This window comes from Balneola vulgaris DSM 17893, from assembly GCF_000375465.1.
Taxonomy (GTDB): Bacteria; Bacteroidota; Rhodothermia; order Balneolales; family Balneolaceae; genus Balneola; species Balneola vulgaris.
Window position 1 is genome coordinate 25,425 of record NZ_AQXH01000003.1, and the last position, 18,780, is coordinate 44,204.

Sequence of the window (18,780 nt, forward strand, 5' to 3'; positions counted from 1 at the left end):
TATTCATCATTCTTATAATCTTTAACATCCGCCTATGCTCGGCAACCAGTTATATCTTCGATAAAAAGCGCTTAATCTTTCGTTGGACAGCATTAAGCTTATAGCCCATTGTTTTCTCATTGCTTAATTTCGACTCAAAAACATCTTTTTGTAACTCAAAATGTTCATTTTTAAAAGTTGGCATTTTTAATTCCCCTCTTTGAGCTATGATAAACATTTCACCTTTGCATAGATCATCTTCATCTACTAACCCAAGAATTTTGAAGCCTGCTTTTTCAAATAATTTTGTCAGTGTAAATTTGTTGAAGTAATAAGTATGAACATTTCGAAACCAAGACTTTTCCAAGTTTTGGGTTGGTTTCAAATTATTGGGTACAGCTAGATAAATTATACCCGAATCTCTTAGCACTGCTCTCACTTTTTTAAGCACTTCAAGAGGATCTAAGAAATGTTCTAACACATGCCTTAGTATTATAAAATCAAAAGCACTTTCATAACCAAGATGCCAATCTGTATCTACATCATCCCCAATTACAGTAACCCCATAAGCTTCTAGGCTTTTTTTTGATTCTATCGAGGGCTCAATAGCATATAGGTTACTATTAGGAAATAGAGTATCGAAATGCATGAGATTCTCTCCCTCTCCACTGCCTATATCTAAGATTTTTTCAGCTTCAGTTGGCAAAAGGTTCAATCGTGTAAGTCGTTCTGCAATCAGATTTAATTCATCAATTGCGATATTGGCATTAGCTGAACCTTTGGGACGGTAATATTTATCGTACTCGTGCTGATAAAAATGAAGATACGAACCTCTATCCCATCGCGGATTTAGATAACCAAGCCCACAATTCTTACATAATACAACATGTATAGGAAGGCCAAATTTTCCTTTATTCGAGACCTCTTCATACTCGTTTGAGTTACATAGATTACAATTTACAGTTTCAAACGTATAGTTCACGAAAGGCATTCCTTCAAATAATTACTGAAGCTAGACTAGTTTATTAATGAACTCTTTGTTCTGCTAATTAATAAATAAACTGAAAAGCGATTAGAGTGATAATAATTAAATCACGCTTGAGTTCAATGTGTTATTTGAATTGATATAGCATGAGTTTTAGCAACTCTACGTGCTAGGAAACATAATCACTTCCTTTTCACTTACACTACATATTCATGTGTTATTTAAGTGGAATACCTATTGCTTTTCCGTCAAATTTCGGCTTTTATAAAGCAGGACATTTACTACACACAATTACTATTAACAACTAACGAGGAGAGAACCTATGGCAGAGCTCATAAAGCTTTATGAAGATCCAATCGATGAAAAAAAAGTAGCCCAAATTGTGAAGGTACTTAAGAACGGAGGCCTAGTAATTTACCCTACCGACACCGTTTATGGCTTAGGATGCGATATCAACAATAAATCGGCATTAGAGAAATTAGCCCAGATCAAAGGGGTTAAACTTAAGAAAGCTGACTTTTCCTTTATCTGTCCTGACCTGAAAGACCTATCGGAGTATGTAAGCCAAATTGAAACGCAGACATTTAAAATCTTAAAGCGTTCATTACCGGGGCCTTATACATTTATTTTACCCGGAAGTAGTTCGCTGCCAACGGTATTCAAAAAGAAGAAAACGGTTGGGATTCGCATTCCTGATAACCCCATTACTTTAGCCATTGCAAAAGCTTTAGGAAACCCATTGGTAAACACCTCAATTCGAGATGAAGATGAAGTACTCGAGTACACTACAGACCCATCCCTAATATTTGAGAAATGGGAGCATCTTGTAGATATCGTAATAGATGGAGGGTTCGGAGATAATGAAGCCTCAACGGTTGTTGACCTTACCGGTGATGAACCTGTTTTACTTCGTGAAGGTAAAGGTGAGTTAGTTATTTGATCCAATCTATAAAGCACAAAAAAGCCCCACTGAATAATCAATGGGGCTTTTTTTATAATAATTAAGTACTAACTAAGCATTAATCTATAGGCTTAGTTTCTCTTTGAATTGGTCTGCTTTCCGCATTTTTAACATATTTATTAAGCCAATTGGTCTGCTCGAATAACATATGTAGTAGTGATTCACGAGCCACGTAACCATGACTTTCATTTGGTAGCATTACAAGCTTTGCAATACCGCCTAATCCACTAATGGCAGAGTACATTCGCTTACTTTGCATAGGGAAGGTACCAGAGTTGTTATCAGCTTCACCATGAATAAACAGGATAGGTTCATCCACTTTATCTGCATTCATGAATGGAGACATTGTGAAATAAATTTCAGGAGCTTCCCAGAATGTACGAGGCTCAGCTTGGAACCCGAATGGGGTTAATGAACGGTTGTATGCTCCACTACGCGCGATGCCCGCTCTAAAGATATCAGAATGTGCTAATAGGTTAGCCGTCATGAAGGCACCGTAACTATGGCCACCTACTCCAACACGTTCTGGATCTGAAACACCTCTTCGATCTAGTTCATCAACAATAGCTTGACCATTCGCTACTAACTGCTCTACAAACGTATCGTTAGGCTGTTGGTCGCCTTCACCAATAATAGGCATGGCAGCACCTTCTACAACGGCGTAGCCTTCAAGTAACATGAAGTGAGGTCCCCAATGGCTAATGTTAGCGAAACGATATGGAGAACTTGTAACCTGACTTGCAGCCGCAGCACTTTTAAACTCTCGAGGGTATGCCCATACTAGAGTAGGCAACTTACCATCACGCTCTTTATCGTACCCTGGTGGCAGGTATACTGTAGCCGAAAGATTAACACCATCAGAACGCTTATAGGTAATAAACTCTTTGGTTACATCTTTCAATTCAGGAGTTGGATGCTTGAAGAACGTAAGTTGCTTTACATCCCCTTTCTTTAAGTTTCTTTGATAATAATTGGGTTGTTCATTCACAGACTCACGACGGGTTATGATTTGCGAACCTTTATCATCTAGCACAGAAACTACATACTCATAGTAAGGAGCTTTAGCTCTCCATAGCTCTTTTGTTTTTTTGCTTTGAAGATCAAATTCACGCAAGAAAGGCATATTACCTTCTGGCGAATACCCTTGGCCCGTCATCAGTACTTTTCTACCCTTATCTATCGTATGAAGTACATAGGTACCATACTTTGAGCGTGTAAATTCTGGACTTCCTGGATCGCTGTAACGGTCTTCTGTACTACGATCGAAGATCAGTTCCTTTCGGTTTTTAGCTGGATCAACTAACCATGTTCTACCTCTACGAGTGCTTCTCCATGATTCGTTAATAAGAGCAAATCCTTCTGCCGCCCATGAGATTCCTGCATAACGGAATTCAAGATCAATGATTCCCTCAGGCTGGCCATTAAACGGAGCCTTCTGCATATACACGCGATCTCTTTTTTCTACTTCACGGTATTGGTCACCGCCATCAAGTGCTTCAACCCAAGTGAGTGTAGCTGCTTCGTCTGCTCTCCACGAAATTGAGCGAGGACCTTCAGATACTGATGAGAATCCAATTGGAATTTGATCCGCAAGTGGTAAATCAGCAACTAAGTGAACTTGCTTCCCATCTCGGTTCCAAACAGCTACTTTATTAGGAAAGCGGTAAGCTGGAACACGGTATGAGTATGGCTTATGAATTTCTGTGGTTAAGATATATTCGCCGTTCGGGCTTAGGCTCATACCTCTATAAATTCCAGGGCTGCCCAGTTTTTTTACGGTTCCATTCAAGGAAACTTCAGCTATTTGCGAAGTAAAGTAGAAATCAAAAAGGTCTTCATCATGCTTGTTTGCAAGAAGATCTTGGTACGTTCTAGCCGGTGCTGCTTTTCCAACACTTTCTTGGATTACGGGACCCAAAGGCGCCGTTTTTTGAACTGGAGCAGTTCCTCTATTTTCAGGAACCATTTTAACGATTAAGCTGGAACCATCACGGGTCCATGTAAATGCCGAACCATAGGTATCATTCACAGATACATTTCCAATTCTAGAGGCATTGGCCGTTGAAATTTCTGCTTTCCATAATTCAATGTTGGAATCGGTAGTAACAAGAAAGGCAATCATATCACCTTTTGGCGACCAGCTAACATCCGAAATTTTTGGATTAGCAGGTAAGCCCTTTAAATCGATGTCTTTCCCAGACTTCATATCCCTAATAGTAATCCCATTATTCATTGAACGTGAACGCGAAGGTCCATTTGTTCTTGGGTTTATACGAACACCAGCCAATCTTAATTCGGGTTGCGAAACATCTTCAATAGATGGACGACCAGGTCTACTTAGTAACAACATGGTTGTTCCGTCGGGTGAGATCGAAACGGAAGGGGTTGAAGCTCCATCCACCAAATCAATCATTGGTTGCGACGGCTCTTGGTACCCATATTGTGCCTGTATTGAAACAGTGCCTAGAACGAGTGCAAAGATCAACAATGCCAGTCCTTTGGTTTTCATAAGCTTAGTATATAGTTAGTGTTTTGTGAGATTAAATAATCTCTATGTTACACAACTAACAAACAAGCAGAAGTAAAAAAACAAAAAAAGCCAGATAAACCGGCTTTAAAAGGATCTAAATCGATGATTCCTAATTTTTAGACAAACGATATAATAGTACTGCTGCACGCTTAGTTTGTAAGGGTAGCGTATGTAAATGCCCTACTTCATTTACGGTATGGTCATCTGCGCCGCCCATGCCTAAGGCATCTATGGCCATATCCACATAACCCGCAGTAAACGAAACATCCGCAGCTCCAGCCTTCAATGGATTTACCGGCTCTACTTTTCCAAAGCCTAGGTCTTCACTTACTTTTGTATAGATTTCCAACAACTTGTGATTGCCTTCGGTTGGTGCTAATGGTGGGTACCCATCAAAGAACGTGATAGTAGCCTTTGTTTGCGGTCTGTTTTGGGCAACAATCTCTTTCATTTTTCGCTGTACTCTTTCCACCTGTTCAGGTGATAGCGCGCGGATGTCTCCTGTAACCACAACACTTTGAGCAACCACATTGTCTTTCCCGAAAGCCGTACCTGATTTCGCTACGGCATCATGATTAAGCTCAGTTCCACCAAGAATTAAACCTGGATTAAAGGTGAGAAACTCTTCCGACCTAAGTTCTTCATAGAAGGCGTTTAGAATACGTGAAGCTTCATAAATAGCACCAGCCCCCACATCTTCCCGGAATATCTGAGAGGAATGGGCTGCATTACCGCTTACTTGAAGCTCCCAGCCAATTGAACCACGACGGGATACATTTGCTGTGGCAGGGTTGCCATCTCCATTTTCAAATCCAATTGCGATATCAGCCCACTTCGCGGCATCTACCAAGGCTTTCTTCGATAAATCCAGAGGCTTACCACTGTATTCCTCATCTCCCGTCATTACAACGGTGATGTTCATATCCTTGAGCTTCCCTGCTTTCTTCAATGCTTTTAAGGCATAAATGATGATCACATCACCGCCCTTCATATCTGCGATTCCGGGTCCTTTCGCTACATTGTCATCAACCAATTCATATTCTTGAAAAGGGCTATCCTTTTCAAATACAGTATCCAAATGGCCGATTAAAAGGAGTTTAGGAGCATCACTCCCACTGTGGTAATGGGCAACAAGGTGACCTGCTCGATTGAAAGCAGCCCCATCTTCCCAAATAGTTTCAAAGCCCAATGCATCAAATTCCTTACGAAGCACATCACCTACTTCACGAACTCCTTCGAAGTTCATGGTTCCACTATTTATGTTTACGATGTCTTTGAGTAGTGCAAGTGCTTCTGCATTTTCCTCATCTACATAATTGATCAAGTTTCTTTCAACTTGATCAACTTGTGCGAATGACGCGCCACTTAAGGCACAAATAGTAAATACTAGAAGTAGTTTAGTGTAAAGCTTCATAGGATATTTTTAGTCTGCGATTTCTTCAATAGCATAAGCATCTATTGGAATACAAGAACATACTAAGTTCCTGTCGCCATAAGCATCGTCTACACGAGATACAGCTGGCCAAAACTTATCTTCACGTAACCTTTGTACAGGGAATGCACCTTTTTCACGTGGGTAGTCTCTATTCCAATCTGAATCCATCACTACTCTCATCGTATGTGGAGCATGCTTTAGAACGTTGCTTTCGATTTTAGCTTTGCCTTCTTCAATTTCACGAATTTCATTACGGATACCAATCATTGCCTCGCAAAAGCGATCTAATTCTTCTTTAGTCTCACTTTCAGTCGGTTCAATCATAAGCGTACCTGCAACAGGGAAACTCATAGTTGGGGCATGGTAACCGTAATCCATTAAACGCTTAGCAATATCCACAGCTTCGATTCCTGCACTTTGCTTAAACGGACGTAAATCTGCGATAAACTCATGAGCCGCTCTACCTGTTTTACCCGTGTATAGAATTGGGTAATGATCCTTTAAGCGATCTTTGATGTAGTTCGCATTTAAGATTGCGTTCTTCGTTGCATCTTCAAGTCCTTCTGTGCCCATCATTCGGATGTAAGCATATGAAATGGTTAGGATACTAGCGCTACCCCAAGGAGCTGCCGAAATTGCTGGAATTGCTTGCTCGCCACCTGTTTTTACAACAGGGTTTCCTGATAGAAAGGGTGCTAAGTGTTCTGCCACACCAATGGGTCCCATTCCTGGGCCACCGCCACCATGTGGAATACAAAATGTCTTATGAAGGTTTAAGTGACATACATCAGCACCAATTTCTCCTGGGCTCGTTAGTCCCACCTGCGCATTCATGTTTGCACCATCCATATATACCTGACCACCATGTTCGTGGATGATATCACAAATATCTTTGATGCGATGCTCAAATACCCCATGTGTAGAAGGGTATGTAACCATAAGCGCCGCAAGTCGGTCACTGTATTTCTCAGCCTTCTCTTTTAGATCGTCTACAGAAATGTTTCCGTGCTTATCACATTGAGTAACCACTACTTCCATTCCCGCCATAACCGCACTTGCAGGATTTGTTCCATGTGCTGAAGAAGGAATTAAAGCCACATTTCGGTGATCTTCGCCCCTACTTTTGTGATATGCTCGAATTACCATTAATCCAGCATACTCACCTTGTGCACCTGAATTTGGCTGAAGTGATACTTTATGAAATCCAGTGATTTCACTTAACCAAGCATCTAAATCTTCAAATAGCTTTGTATACCCTTTTGCTTGTTCAACAGGAACAAATGGATGCATTTGTCCAAACTCCGGCCAAGTTACCGGTATCATTTCTGCTGTTGCATTCAACTTCATAGTACAAGAGCCTAGCGAAATCATAGAGTGCACTAATGATAAATCTTTGCTCTCTAAACGCTTCATATAGCGCAGCATTTCATGCTCGGTGTGGTACAAGTTGAATACTGGATGCTCTAAATATGAACTCGTTCTTGTTAAGCCTTCCGGTAATTTCACCTCAACAGTTTCGGCGTGTGAACGAACATCAAAATTCTGCTTTCTACCTTCGGCTTCAGCAAATACTGCGAGCACTGCTTCTACATCTTCTAGCTCTTTTGCTTCATCGAAAGCGATACCAATACGTCCGTCACCGAAATATCTGAAGTTCAGCTCGTTTGCTTCAGCAACAGAGCGCACTTGTTCTTCATTGGCTTTAACAGTGATGGTATCAAAGAAATTAGAAGTTTCAACCACTACTCCCATTGCTTCCAATCCAGCTTTTGTGAGCTTGGTAAGTCCATGAATTTTAGCGGCAATTTTCTTCAAGCCATTAGGACCATGATACACACCATACATTCCAGCCATAACCGCAAGTAGCACTTGAGCTGTACAAATATTTGAAGTAGCCTTTTCACGACGGATGTGCTGCTCACGAGTTTGAAGGGCCATTCGATAAGCTGGCTTTCCTTCAGCATCTTGAGTTACCCCAATGATACGGCCCGGTATCTGACGCTTAAAATTATCTTTTGCTGCAAAGTATGCTGCATGTGGTCCGCCATATCCCATCGGCACACCAAATCGCTGAGTAGTACCCACAACCACATCAGCACCCATTTCGCCAGGAGGTGTTAATAGGGTAAGGCTCAATAAATCTGCAGCTACAACTGAGTACACACTATTTTCTTGAGCAGCAGCTATTAAGTCGGTGTAGTCTTCAACAGATCCATCTGTTGCCGGATATTGGAGTAAAATTGCAAATAGCTCTGGATCAGTTACATCTACTTTCTTGTGGTCTCCAACAATTACCTCCACTCCAATCGGCTCAGCACGTGTTAAAATCACATCTATTGTTTGTGGGTGACATAATTCACTCACGAAAAACTTTAGGGCTTCTTTCTTCTTTTTGCCTTTGCGTTGGCCTAAAAGCATACTCATTGCTTCGGCTGCTGCAGTACCTTCATCTAATAGTGAAGCATTGGCGAGCTCCATCCCCGTCAAGTCACTTACTAGGGTTTGAAAATTAATAAGAGCTTCAAGCCTACCTTGTGCAATCTCAGCTTGGTAAGGAGTGTAAGCTGTATACCACGATGGGTTCTCTAAGATATTTCTCTTAATCACATTCGGCACATGGGTATCGTAGTAGCCCATGCCGATAAAACTTTTATAAATCTTGTTTTGGGATGCTAGTTCTTTGAACTCAGTAAGGAAATCAACTTCACTAAGTGCTTCCGGTAAATTCAGTCTTTTTTCAGAGCGAATATTTTCTGGAATGGTTTCATCGATAAGCTGCTCAATACTTTCAGCTCCGATGGTTTTTAGCATTTCTTTGGTAGCCTCAACATCATTACCATTATGGCGATGGGCAAAAATTTCTTTGTTGAAGTTGATGTTCATCGAAAGTACATCCTTTGTTTAAATTAAGAGAGTATTTTTATACCTGCTAAAGGCTATAGAGATAGCTTAACATCTTTCTTTAGAAGAAGGCTCCCAAAACTACAAAAAATAGTATTTAAATTGGCGTAAAAACCTTCAGTAATAATACTATTTCTCCTTTTTTTTTGATTTATTAAGAGTCTTATCTCATTAAAAAAGAAAAAAGGATTTATATAATGGAAAAAAGATGGAGTTTTAGCCTATTAGCGCTATTTATAATCGGGTTTTTGTCCTTTCCAGCACATGCTCAAGAGGATGCTGGAGATATGAAAATTGTTCTGGAACCAGCTACGATCGAACTGAATGTTGGTGAAGAACTGCAACTTAAAGCAACTTTGGTTGATGCGAACGGTAATGCACAACCAGATAGCATGATCTTCTTCTCAAGAGCACGCAAGGCTTTGCTGGTTAGTAGAGATGGTTTAATAAAAGCTGTAGAGCCAGGTTCACACCAATTAGTAGTGTACAAAACAGCTCAGGGTTCAAATCCTGTTATGCGTATGAATGTGACAGTTACCGTTAATTATCCAGCGCTCGAACGCATTGCCTTTAACGACATTCCAACTAATATGTACGAAGGCACTTCTTTTCAAGTAGAAACTCGTGTATTCGACGAAACGGGTTTCAAAAGAGAAGATATTACCGTTAGCGACTACACTTCATCTAATGAAAAAGTAGCCACTATTAATAAGTTTGGCCGACTACAAGCTAAATCGCCAGGTTCATATACCATTACAGCCAAAGTAGAAGGTGTTACTGAAACTTGGAAGGGTAAAGTAATTGCTAACCCTGTAGTTAGTGTTGAACTTGAAGTAGATAAAGACATTGCACGCACTGGCGATGTACTCACTTTAAATGCCGTAGCAAAAGACAATAGAGGTCGTGTAGTAGAAGATGCGCCTTTTGTGTATGCTTTTATAGCTATGCCAGATGACGATCGTGGGGAAGCTGCTCCCGCTCAAATTGATCAACGTGGTAAGTTTGTGGCAAACAAATCAGGTTTATATACCATCACAGCACGCAATGCTGGAACTATCACTGAAGCTACAGTAAAGATTAACCCTAGAAATGTTCAACGTGAAATTGAAGTACTTGGGCATGGTGCTGTAACCGATGTTCCTACCTCCGACCTTTGGGTTTGGGAAGGCGTAGATGGCCGTGATTATGCCGCAACGGGTACACATGTTGGCCGAGGTGAAGCTTTTTTCTGGGATGTTACCGACCCAACAAATATAGTGGCAATTGATACCATCACTGTTGATGCACGAGTAGTTAACGATGTAAAAGTTTCTGAAGATGGTCGCATTGCGGTGATATCTCGTGAAGGTGCTTCCAACCGTAAAAATGGATTAGTAATACTTGATGTAACCAATCCACGTGATGTTAAAATTATCTCTCATTTTGATGACGGCTTAACGGGTGGTGTTCACAATGTGTTCATTTACGAAGATCATATTTATGCTATTAACAATGGTCGCCGTTATGATATCATCAATATCGAAGACCCAGCCAACCCTTACCGTGTTAGCCAATTTGAGCTTGATACCCCTGGCCATGCTGTGCATGATGTGTGGATTGAAGATGGTATTGCATATTCCTCGAACTGGAGTGACGGTGTTGTAGCAGTAGACATTGGCAGTAAGCTTGATGGCGACATGCAAAGTGTAGGTGGTTCGCCTGAAAACCCAAAGATGCTTGGAAGCTACACTTACCCAAGCGGATGGAACCATGCTGCTTATCCATTTAAGAGCCAGTCATCCGACAACTTTTACATTGCCGCTGGCGATGAAGCATTCCCGAATGGAGATCCAGCTGGTTGGATTCACTTCTTCAAACTAAACAATTGGGAAGAAGCCGAAGAAGTAGCCCGCTATGAAGTACCTGAAGCAGGTACACACAACCTTTGGGTAAAAGACGATATTATGTATGTAGCTTATTACCAAGGTGGTTTACGTATTGTGGATGTATCGGGTGAGCTCATGGGTAACCTATACGACCAAGGCCGTGAAATCGCACGCTTCTTACCTAAAACTAGTGAAGGTAATGCTCCAAATACACCTATGGCTTGGGGGCCACAGCCTTACAAAGACATGATTTTTGTTTCTGATATGAGTTCTGGCCTTTGGGCTTTAAAACTCAAACCTATTCAGAATACAGCAAGTAACTAATTTATCTATAACCATAACTAATCAACAACATGACAAAATTATTCACACGCTTGACCTTATTGGTGGTAGCCCTTGTTTTCGCATCGGGTACGGCCATCGCTCAAGAGAAAAAAATTGTTTTCTCTCAAAAGCAGATAAACCTAAAACTCAATGAAGAGTCAAAAATTGAAGCGAAAGTAGTAGACGCTCAAGGCAATACAACTGCCGATTCTTTAATCTTCTTTACAAGAAACCGTCGTTCTATCATTGTAACACCAAAGGGCGATATCAAAGCAATTGCTTCTGGTAGTTTTACAGTAATTGCTCGAACTATTACTGCTGATCGTAACGATCGTATCACTGCAACACTTCCAGTAAACGTAGCCTACCCTCCTGTAAAATCAATTACATTTGCGAACACTCCTAATAATTTCTACAACACCACTACGGTTGAGTTAGATATTCAGGTAATGGATGAGGCTAATGTATTACGCGACAATGTTGAAGTTACACTGAGCAGTTCAAACCCAGATGTAGCAACTGTTGATGAGTACAACAATGTAACAGCACATAAAACAGGTAACTTCACTATTACAGCCAAAGCTGAAAACAAAACAGCTACTTGGAAGTCGAAAGTAGTTAAGAACCCAATCGACCGTATTGTACTAACGCACAACTACGAAGGAAAGGAAATTCGTACGGGTGACGTAGTTCGCTTTACAGCCAAAGCGGTTGATGCTCGTGGTAATGAAGTTAGTGATGCACCGCTTTTATATTCTTTTATTGCTGAACCAGATGATCAATTAGGTCAGGGTGCAGCAGGTCAAGTTGCTCAAGACGGACGTTTTGTAGCTAATAAAACTGGCAAGTACACTATCATGGCACAAACAGGTAATACAGTTGCACGTAGCACCATCAAAGCCGTACCAAGAAATGTTCAGCGTCCAATCACGGTAGTTGGAAAAGGTATTGTAAATCACACCAGAACTTCTGACTTATGGGTTTGGGAAGGCGTTGACGGTAGAGATTATGCTGTTACCGGTACCTGGGGTGGCAACGGTGAAGCACTATTCTGGGATGTTACCGATCCTGAAAATATCATCCCAATTGATACTGTTGTTGTAGATGCACGTACAGTAAATGATGTGAAAGTATCAGAAGACGGCCGCGTAGCTGTTATTACTCGTGAAGGAGCTTCAGACCGTAAAAATGGTATCATCATCCTTGATGTAACCAACCCAAGAGATGTTAAATTACTTTCTGAGTACACAGAAGGTATGACTGGCGGTGTGCATAACACCTTTATTTATGAAGACCATGTATACGCTGTAAACAACGGTCGTAAGTACGACATCATCAATATTGAAGACCCAAGAAACCCTAAAACAGTAGGTGTATTTGAATTAGATACTCCTGGACATTCTATTCATGATGTATGGATTCAAGATGGTATCGCATACTCTTCAAACTGGAGCGATGGTATTGTAGCTGTTGATATTGGAAGCAATGCAAGCTCTGACCTTCCAGGTGCGGGTGGTTCACCAGAAAACCCAGTACAGTTAGGTAGCTATACATACCCAAGTGGCTGGAACCATGCTGCATTCCCATTCAAGAGCCAAAGTACAGGTGATTTCTACGTTGTAGCTGGTGACGAATCTTTCCCTTATGGTTTAGATACTGAAGGCCCAAACCGTGCTGCGGGTTGGTTACACTTTGTGAAATTTGATGACTGGGATTCTCCGGAAGAAGTTGCACGTTACCAAGTTCCTGAAGCTGGTACCCACAACTACTGGGTTGAAGGCGATATCATGTATGCATCATTCTATAATGGTGGCTTACGTGTTATTGATATCTCAGGTGAGCTTATGGGCGACCTATACGAGCAAGGCAGAGAGATTGCTTCTTTCAGACCATATGATAGCGAAGCATTCATCCCTAATGCTACTTTCGTTTGGGGTCCACAGCCATATAAAGGATACATTTTCCTATCTGATTGGAATTCAGGAATTTGGGCAGTTAAATTGGGCGAAAGCACAGCTCAAGGCACTAACTAATTCAAACTTAGGTTAAATACATTGGGGGCTTTATGCCCCCTTTACTTTTAAGCTGAAACACTATTTAATATGCGTGATATGAATCATCACCCAAAGAGACGAATTTTAGCAATTACATTTTTATTTCTAATTGGATTCTGTTTATCTGCCTTCTCGGTATCGGCTCAAGATTACTATGTTTATGTAGCCGCTGAATCGGAAGATGAGGTTCACCTGATCAAATTAGATGGAGAGACCGAAAAAGCTGAAATAGCTAAAACTATTACCGTTGGTCGTTATCCTACTGAAACTGATGGCCCACATGGTATTAACATTTCCCCAGATGGCGAATATTGGTTCTTATCCATTGCCCATGGAAATCCATATGGATACCTAGCTAAATACAAAACTGGAACCGACGAACTTGTAGCCACTACAGATTTAGGAATGTTTCCAGCGAGTATGGAAATATCTAAAGCTACTGGCTTACTATATGTAGTAAACTTCAACCTTCATGGCGATATGGTACCAAGTACCGTTTCTGTGGTAGATCCAGAATTCATGGAAGTGGTAACCGATATTGAGACTGGAATCATGCCTCACGGTTCAAGAATATCAGATGATGGTACGAAGCATTACCATGTATCTATGATGACAGATGAACTGTATGAAATTAATACAGGTGCACTTCAAGTATCTAGAAAACTGAACCTGCGCAAAGGTGCTAAAAAGATGAAAGAGATGGACCATAGTAAAATGGATCACTCCCAGCACCAAGCAAATGGAATGAAAGGCATGGATATGAAAATGCACAAGCCTGAAGTTAAACCAACTTGGGCCGACCCGCATCCAACTAAGCCTCTTGTTTATGTAGCAGGTAACGGTTCGGATGAAATCATTGAAATTGACACTGAAAAGTGGGAAATCACACGTCGACTAAAGTCAGGTAAAGCACCTTACAACCTTGAAGTAACACACGATGGCAAACTACTTGTAGCAAGCTATAAAGGTGAAGCTGCAACAGGCATCTTCGATCTTAAATCAGGTAAAGAGATTGCTAAAGTGCCAAATAGCCGAAAAGTAACTCATGGTGTTGCTATCTCAGCCGACAACAAGTACGCATTTCTATCGGTTGAAGGAATTGGTGGTGAGCCCGGTTCTGTGGACATTATCAACCTCGAAACCAACAAGCGTATTGCTGTTGTTGAAACTGGAAAGCAAGCAGGTGGTATTATTTTCTGGAAACAGGAAGGATAAACTACTTTCTATCTAGTAATTCATTTTAAGCGAGATCACATGACTCGCTTTCATCCCTTTATTAGCCAACTTGGCTACCGTTTCTTCATCTAAGATGTCGAGATGATAGCCAAGTTCTTCGGCTATCACTGATAATACAGGATCAAGCTTCCCATCTTCTGTATTAAAACGCACATAAGCAGATCGCGTGCGTAGATCAATTTTCTTAATTGCCCTTCCCAACATATTCGAACATTTCGAAATATCATTTATCATGAATTTCTGCTCAAGCTGTGGGCGTGGCTGTGTAAACTCGCGGGTAGTTTCACTTACCGTTAAAATCTTTGATGAAGCTTTGTCAAACTGTAACCACTCGATACGATAATGAAGCAGTTCAATAAAGTAATTTATGTAGCTTGGATTAATCCCTGAGATCGCAAAGTAGATTGGGTTATTAAGCACCTTTCCTACTTCTTCTATCTCAACGTCGAACCAAATAGTATCTTTTTGAAGGGAAAATGTAGTGCTGTCAATTCCTTTCGATGAGTCTACCGTAAGTAGATATCCTTTGTCATCAAGACTGGAGATTTTAGAACCCTCAATCCCAAACTTAATAGCAGGTCTATCCGAAGTAGGGTTTACAAAATCAGGTGCATAGTTATTCACACGAACAACCATGTCATCTATATTAATTTTGATTCTAACAAACCCTTCCTCTATCGGAAGTCCATATGCACTATGTTCGCTCATTTCTTTACCTAATTAAAGCCCTCATTTTACTGCATCAAACATAATCTTTTAATTAAACAGGTGGATATTTAAAAACCTATTTTAGAGGATTATAATATTTAGTGTTAGCTAAAAATTTATTAAGTTCGATAAAAATTCTATTTATCATGATTCCAGATCTATTTTACGAATTAAATCCTATTACACAAGCTTTAATTGGTGGACTCTTTACTTGGGCTGTTACAGCATTGGGAGCCTCCCTCGTATTCTTCACTAAAAAGATAAATTACCCTTTATTAGACAGCATGATGGGCTTTGCTGCGGGGGTTATGATAGCGGCAAGTGTATGGTCGTTAATCATTCCATCTATTGATATGGCGGAAGCACAAGGCTCTATCCCTTGGTTGCCAGCCGTTATTGGTTTTCTTGGCGGTGGAGTGTTTTTAAGAATCTGCGATCAATATTTACCACATTTGCATCTTGGGTTAGACAAATCACAAGCGGAAGGGATTCCAACTAAATGGCGCCGTTCTACGCTTTTGGTGCTTGCAATCACTCTGCACAACATCCCCGAAGGACTTGCTGTTGGTGTTCTTTTTGGTGCCGCTGCAACAGGCGTTGACCCTACTGGTACTGCTACCGTAGCTGCAGCTATAGCACTTGCACTGGGTATAGGTATTCAAAATTTCCCTGAAGGCATGGCTGTTTCTATGCCATTACGCCGTGATGGTTTATCTGTGAAAAAGAGTTTTTGGTATGGCCAAGTATCTGGGGTTGTTGAGCCTATTTCAGCCGTTATTGGTACTGCCGCAGTAATATTTGTTCAACCAATGTTACCATATGCATTAGCCTTTGCAGCTGGTGCCATGATTTATGTAGTTGTGGAAGAATTAATACCCGAGAGTCAGCATCATGGAAACACCGATATAGCCACTTTAGGAACAATGGTTGGTTTTTGTGTGATGATGGTCCTAGATGTGTCTTTAGGATAAATTACTACCCATCCCATCCGAATTTAATAAGCATGCGTAGTCTCTATAAAACGGAGACTACCCATGCTTTCACTTGATAACAAAACCCTACTTATTGCAGAAGACAATATGGTCTTCTCTATTATACTTGAAAGACTTGTTGCTCAGACGGGTATAGAAACTATTGGTGTGTGTATAACAGAAGAACACGTTGTAAATGAAGCGCTTACACATCGCCCCGATTTCATCATTATGGACATTCTTTTAGCTGATGGAAATGGAATTGAAGCCGCAAAGAAAATTCGTAAAGAATACGAACCCACTATCATCTTTATAACTGGTGGTAAATTTTCTGAATATATTCAGCTCCATTTAGAGCGTGAAGAACATGTACTTTCAAAACCATTCAGTGTTGAAGATGTGAACATTGAATTTGCTAAAGCTCTAGGACTGATTCCCGTTCCGCAACTCCAAAGCTACTCAAAGAACTAAGAACATACAGGTAGCGCCTGTAGGGCACAATTCTGCAAACTCTGAAGTTTTCTGCATAGGCTTAGGTGCTTTCGATCGATCTATTTGCTGAAAGCCAACCTTTTTGAAATAATTGCTAGCCGTTTCTGTAAGTAAATATATACTATGCAGTTTTTGGTTTTTGGTGTAATTCAATAAATCCGTTATCAGCTCTTGGGCCACCCCTTTACTTCTATAATCAGGATGAACTACTACTGAACGTAGTAAGCCATACTCTTCCTGAATCTCAATGGCAGCACAACCAATTAGCGTATTTTCTTCAACTTTGGTAACAAAGTGAATATGATCTTGTTTAATATCCTGATAAGGTAACGAAGCTTGTTTTAAAAGCGCTTGAATCTGATCATATGGAATAGAATTTCTATTCATGCTCTTCGACTGATATTGAGGACCTTCCTTTTCCTTCAATGAGCCAACTTCTGAGTTTAATTGCAATAGAATGGTCCATATCATTAATTCCGAAAGTCATGCCCTTGGCCCCCGACGCTGTTGTAACCGAGACGGTCGACAAGTTTTTATACTCTTGAAACGGATGTGCGGACTCATCCACTACTTGAATTCGATTTCGTCTGATAAAGGCCGTTTTTCGAACCAAATCCCGCGATCGAATAACCAATTGATGTTGATTAAATGTGAGTCCCGCATCACGGAAACGAAGCCATCCTAATATCGAAAATGGAACTACTAATAAGCTAAGCATCCAACCATAGGTCCAGTAGAAAGAAGCAAATGGTAATGCCACTAGTAATAAGTAATTGGGTTTGCGAATATACTTAAAGAATGCTCGTTCAGGAGGTCTGACATCTAGTTTTTCGGGAGTAAAATCAGGCATAAACCGCTCAAAGAAACTACCTAAACTAGCTTTCGAGATATAGGGCGCTAATACTATCGATCGTTGCTTTTCTTGTTGTTGAAAGCCTGCACTTTCAACAAATAGCATTCCGAATCCAAATGGTTGCCGCAGTACTCCTTCTGTGAATCGAACTGCTTGTACTCGATCAAAAGGAATCGTTATCTGTTTGCGTTCAAGTAGCCCAGAGCTGATAACAAGTTCCTTTTTGTACTTTTTGATGGTGAAATCAGCGTGGGTCAAAATCACCCCAAGAAATGACAAGCCCCAAGAGAGAATAAAGATTACGATTACAAGCCCAATGATGAGTGTTACATTATTAAAACCTGGTAACCGATCTAATAAATACTGAAGGTTTTCTTGGTTGATGAATTGGTCCATTTGCCCGGATATAGCGCCTAATATCGATGCGATGATACCAAAATTGCCCGATGTTAACGCTGCCATCAATAATTCTCGCTTCGAAATCTTCCATTGGTCTTCGATCAAATCATCATCTAGCTCTTCAATTACTTGATCTTCCAAGAATTCATCGGTCGCTAATTCAACAGACTCTGCACTCCTATTCCGCTTTAAGGCATCCTGTAACTCTTTCGCTTCACCTGCTGATATAGCCGCTAGTGTTGCATTACCATTTCCACTTCCAGCTGACTTTATTTCAACTTTCACCAAGCCAAATAACCGCTGAATAATCCCTTCCGTTACATCAATGGTTTGAATGCGCTCACGATCCATGAAAAGGTTATTTCGAACTAAAATCCCCTTTTTAATCTGGAGTTCACCATCCTTTACACGGTATTCAAAACGTACCCAATCTAGCACACCAGTAACAAAGGCTAGTACTAGTGTTCCAGCAAATACATACCAGAATATCATCCCGTCTGATTGGCGGGTACCCACAAAGAATAGCACTAGAAAGGTGAATAAATTCTTTCGTACTAAATTGAACAGCTTATCAACAGCTGCCGCCCAATGTTGCCGTCTATATTCAGACATCCTCTTTTACCTGCCTTACCAAATACGAAATTTTATTACGAACCTCCTTCGCGATCTCATCATTGAGCGCTGGGATTTCGTGGGTGGTAGCCGCCGTTGATATTTTAACCGACGATAACCCAAACTTTCGAAATATGGGCCCTTGATTTGTATCCACATGTTGCACGCGGTTAATTGGAACCAGCGTTCTCTTTTTAACCACTAAGCCTCGAAGTAGATCTATCTCTTGCTCGCCCACATCATATCGCCAACGTTTCCAACGAAGGGAGGGAATAAAGAAGGATACCAATAAGTACAAGATAATTGCTGCGAGACTAAGCGCGCCAAAAATTATATAGTTTAGATCATTTGCCCACCACGAGATTCCACCATATCCAATTGCGGGAGTGAAAAAGAATAGTCCATAAATCAGTCCACTTAAGCGCCATGCTTTAATGGCATTTCGATCAATTCTTGTCTCTGGAGTATCATTCAT

General features: G+C 40.8%; 14 protein-coding genes. 6 read left to right on the forward strand and 8 right to left on the reverse strand.

The annotated features are described in order from the left end of the window. Nucleotides 1-49: 49 nt before the first annotated feature. Nucleotides 50-961: a class I SAM-dependent methyltransferase gene (locus B155_RS0108825; RefSeq protein WP_169331289.1), complete on the reverse strand. Its 912-nt coding sequence runs from the start codon at nt 959-961 to the stop codon at nt 50-52. Between the two features lie 325 nt (nt 962-1,286). Between B155_RS0108825 and B155_RS0108830 the strand changes: the two genes are divergently transcribed. Beyond that, entirely contained in the window at nt 1,287-1,904 is a 618-nt protein-coding gene (locus tag B155_RS0108830) for an L-threonylcarbamoyladenylate synthase (RefSeq protein ID WP_018127906.1), read from the forward strand. Nucleotides 1,905-1,983: 79 nt separating this feature from the next. Here the strand turns inward: B155_RS0108830 and B155_RS0108835 are convergent, their stop codons facing one another. The 3 genes from B155_RS0108835 to gcvP all read right to left on the reverse strand — a co-directional run bounded on the left by B155_RS0108835 (nt 1,984) and on the right by gcvP (nt 8,773). Next, on the reverse strand, nt 1,984-4,434 hold the full coding sequence (locus tag B155_RS0108835) for a S9 family peptidase (RefSeq protein WP_018127907.1): 2,451 nt from the start codon (nt 4,432-4,434) through the stop codon (nt 1,984-1,986). 130 nt (nt 4,435-4,564) lie between these two features. Further along, on the reverse strand, nt 4,565-5,869 hold the full coding sequence (locus B155_RS0108840; protein ID WP_018127908.1) for a M20/M25/M40 family metallo-hydrolase: 1,305 nt from the start codon (nt 5,867-5,869) through the stop codon (nt 4,565-4,567). Nucleotides 5,870-5,878: 9 nt separating this feature from the next. Then, complete coding sequence (gene gcvP, locus B155_RS0108845) at nt 5,879-8,773, reverse strand: aminomethyl-transferring glycine dehydrogenase (protein WP_018127909.1); 2,895 nt, start codon at nt 8,771-8,773, stop codon at nt 5,879-5,881. A 215-nt stretch (nt 8,774-8,988) separates the two neighbouring features. On the opposite strand from gcvP, the gene B155_RS0108850 reads away from it, so the two are divergent. The 3 genes from B155_RS0108850 to B155_RS0108860 all read left to right on the forward strand — a co-directional run bounded on the left by B155_RS0108850 (nt 8,989) and on the right by B155_RS0108860 (nt 14,249). Then, the gene (locus B155_RS0108850; RefSeq protein WP_018127910.1) at nt 8,989-10,980 is read left to right on the forward strand and encodes a hypothetical protein; all 1,992 of its coding nucleotides are present in this window, start codon (nt 8,989-8,991) and stop codon (nt 10,978-10,980) included. A gap of 29 nt (nt 10,981-11,009) precedes the next feature. After that, entirely contained in the window at nt 11,010-13,013 is a 2,004-nt protein-coding gene (locus B155_RS0108855) for an Ig-like domain-containing protein (RefSeq protein WP_018127911.1), read from the forward strand. A 78-nt stretch (nt 13,014-13,091) separates the two neighbouring features. Then, the gene (locus B155_RS0108860) at nt 13,092-14,249 is read left to right on the forward strand and encodes a YncE family protein (RefSeq protein ID WP_157464832.1); all 1,158 of its coding nucleotides are present in this window, start codon (nt 13,092-13,094) and stop codon (nt 14,247-14,249) included. 12 nt (nt 14,250-14,261) lie between these two features. Here the strand turns inward: B155_RS0108860 and B155_RS0108865 are convergent, their stop codons facing one another. Beyond that, on the reverse strand, nt 14,262-14,978 hold the full coding sequence (locus tag B155_RS0108865) for a hypothetical protein (RefSeq protein ID WP_018127913.1): 717 nt from the start codon (nt 14,976-14,978) through the stop codon (nt 14,262-14,264). Nucleotides 14,979-15,124: 146 nt separating this feature from the next. On the opposite strand from B155_RS0108865, the gene B155_RS0108870 reads away from it, so the two are divergent. Next, on the forward strand, nt 15,125-15,949 hold the full coding sequence (locus B155_RS0108870; RefSeq protein ID WP_040368430.1) for a ZIP family metal transporter: 825 nt from the start codon (nt 15,125-15,127) through the stop codon (nt 15,947-15,949). Between the two features lie 63 nt (nt 15,950-16,012). Beyond that, on the forward strand, nt 16,013-16,420 hold the full coding sequence (locus B155_RS0108875; RefSeq protein ID WP_018127915.1) for a response regulator: 408 nt from the start codon (nt 16,013-16,015) through the stop codon (nt 16,418-16,420). Here B155_RS0108875 and arsN2 read toward each other — a convergent pair. From arsN2 to B155_RS0108890, 3 genes are read right to left on the reverse strand one after another with little or no spacing between them, the layout of a single operon-like run. Beyond that, complete coding sequence (gene arsN2 / locus B155_RS0108880; RefSeq protein WP_018127916.1) at nt 16,409-16,828, reverse strand: arsenic resistance N-acetyltransferase ArsN2; 420 nt, start codon at nt 16,826-16,828, stop codon at nt 16,409-16,411. The genes B155_RS0108875 and arsN2 overlap by 12 nt on opposite strands. After that, complete coding sequence (locus B155_RS0108885) at nt 16,821-18,305, reverse strand: PH domain-containing protein (protein ID WP_018127917.1); 1,485 nt, start codon at nt 18,303-18,305, stop codon at nt 16,821-16,823. Before B155_RS0108885 ends, arsN2 begins: the two co-directional genes overlap by 8 nt. Further along, nucleotides 18,298-18,780: a PH domain-containing protein gene (locus B155_RS0108890; RefSeq protein ID WP_018127918.1), complete on the reverse strand. Its 483-nt coding sequence runs from the start codon at nt 18,778-18,780 to the stop codon at nt 18,298-18,300. The genes B155_RS0108885 and B155_RS0108890 overlap by 8 nt, the downstream gene beginning before the upstream one ends.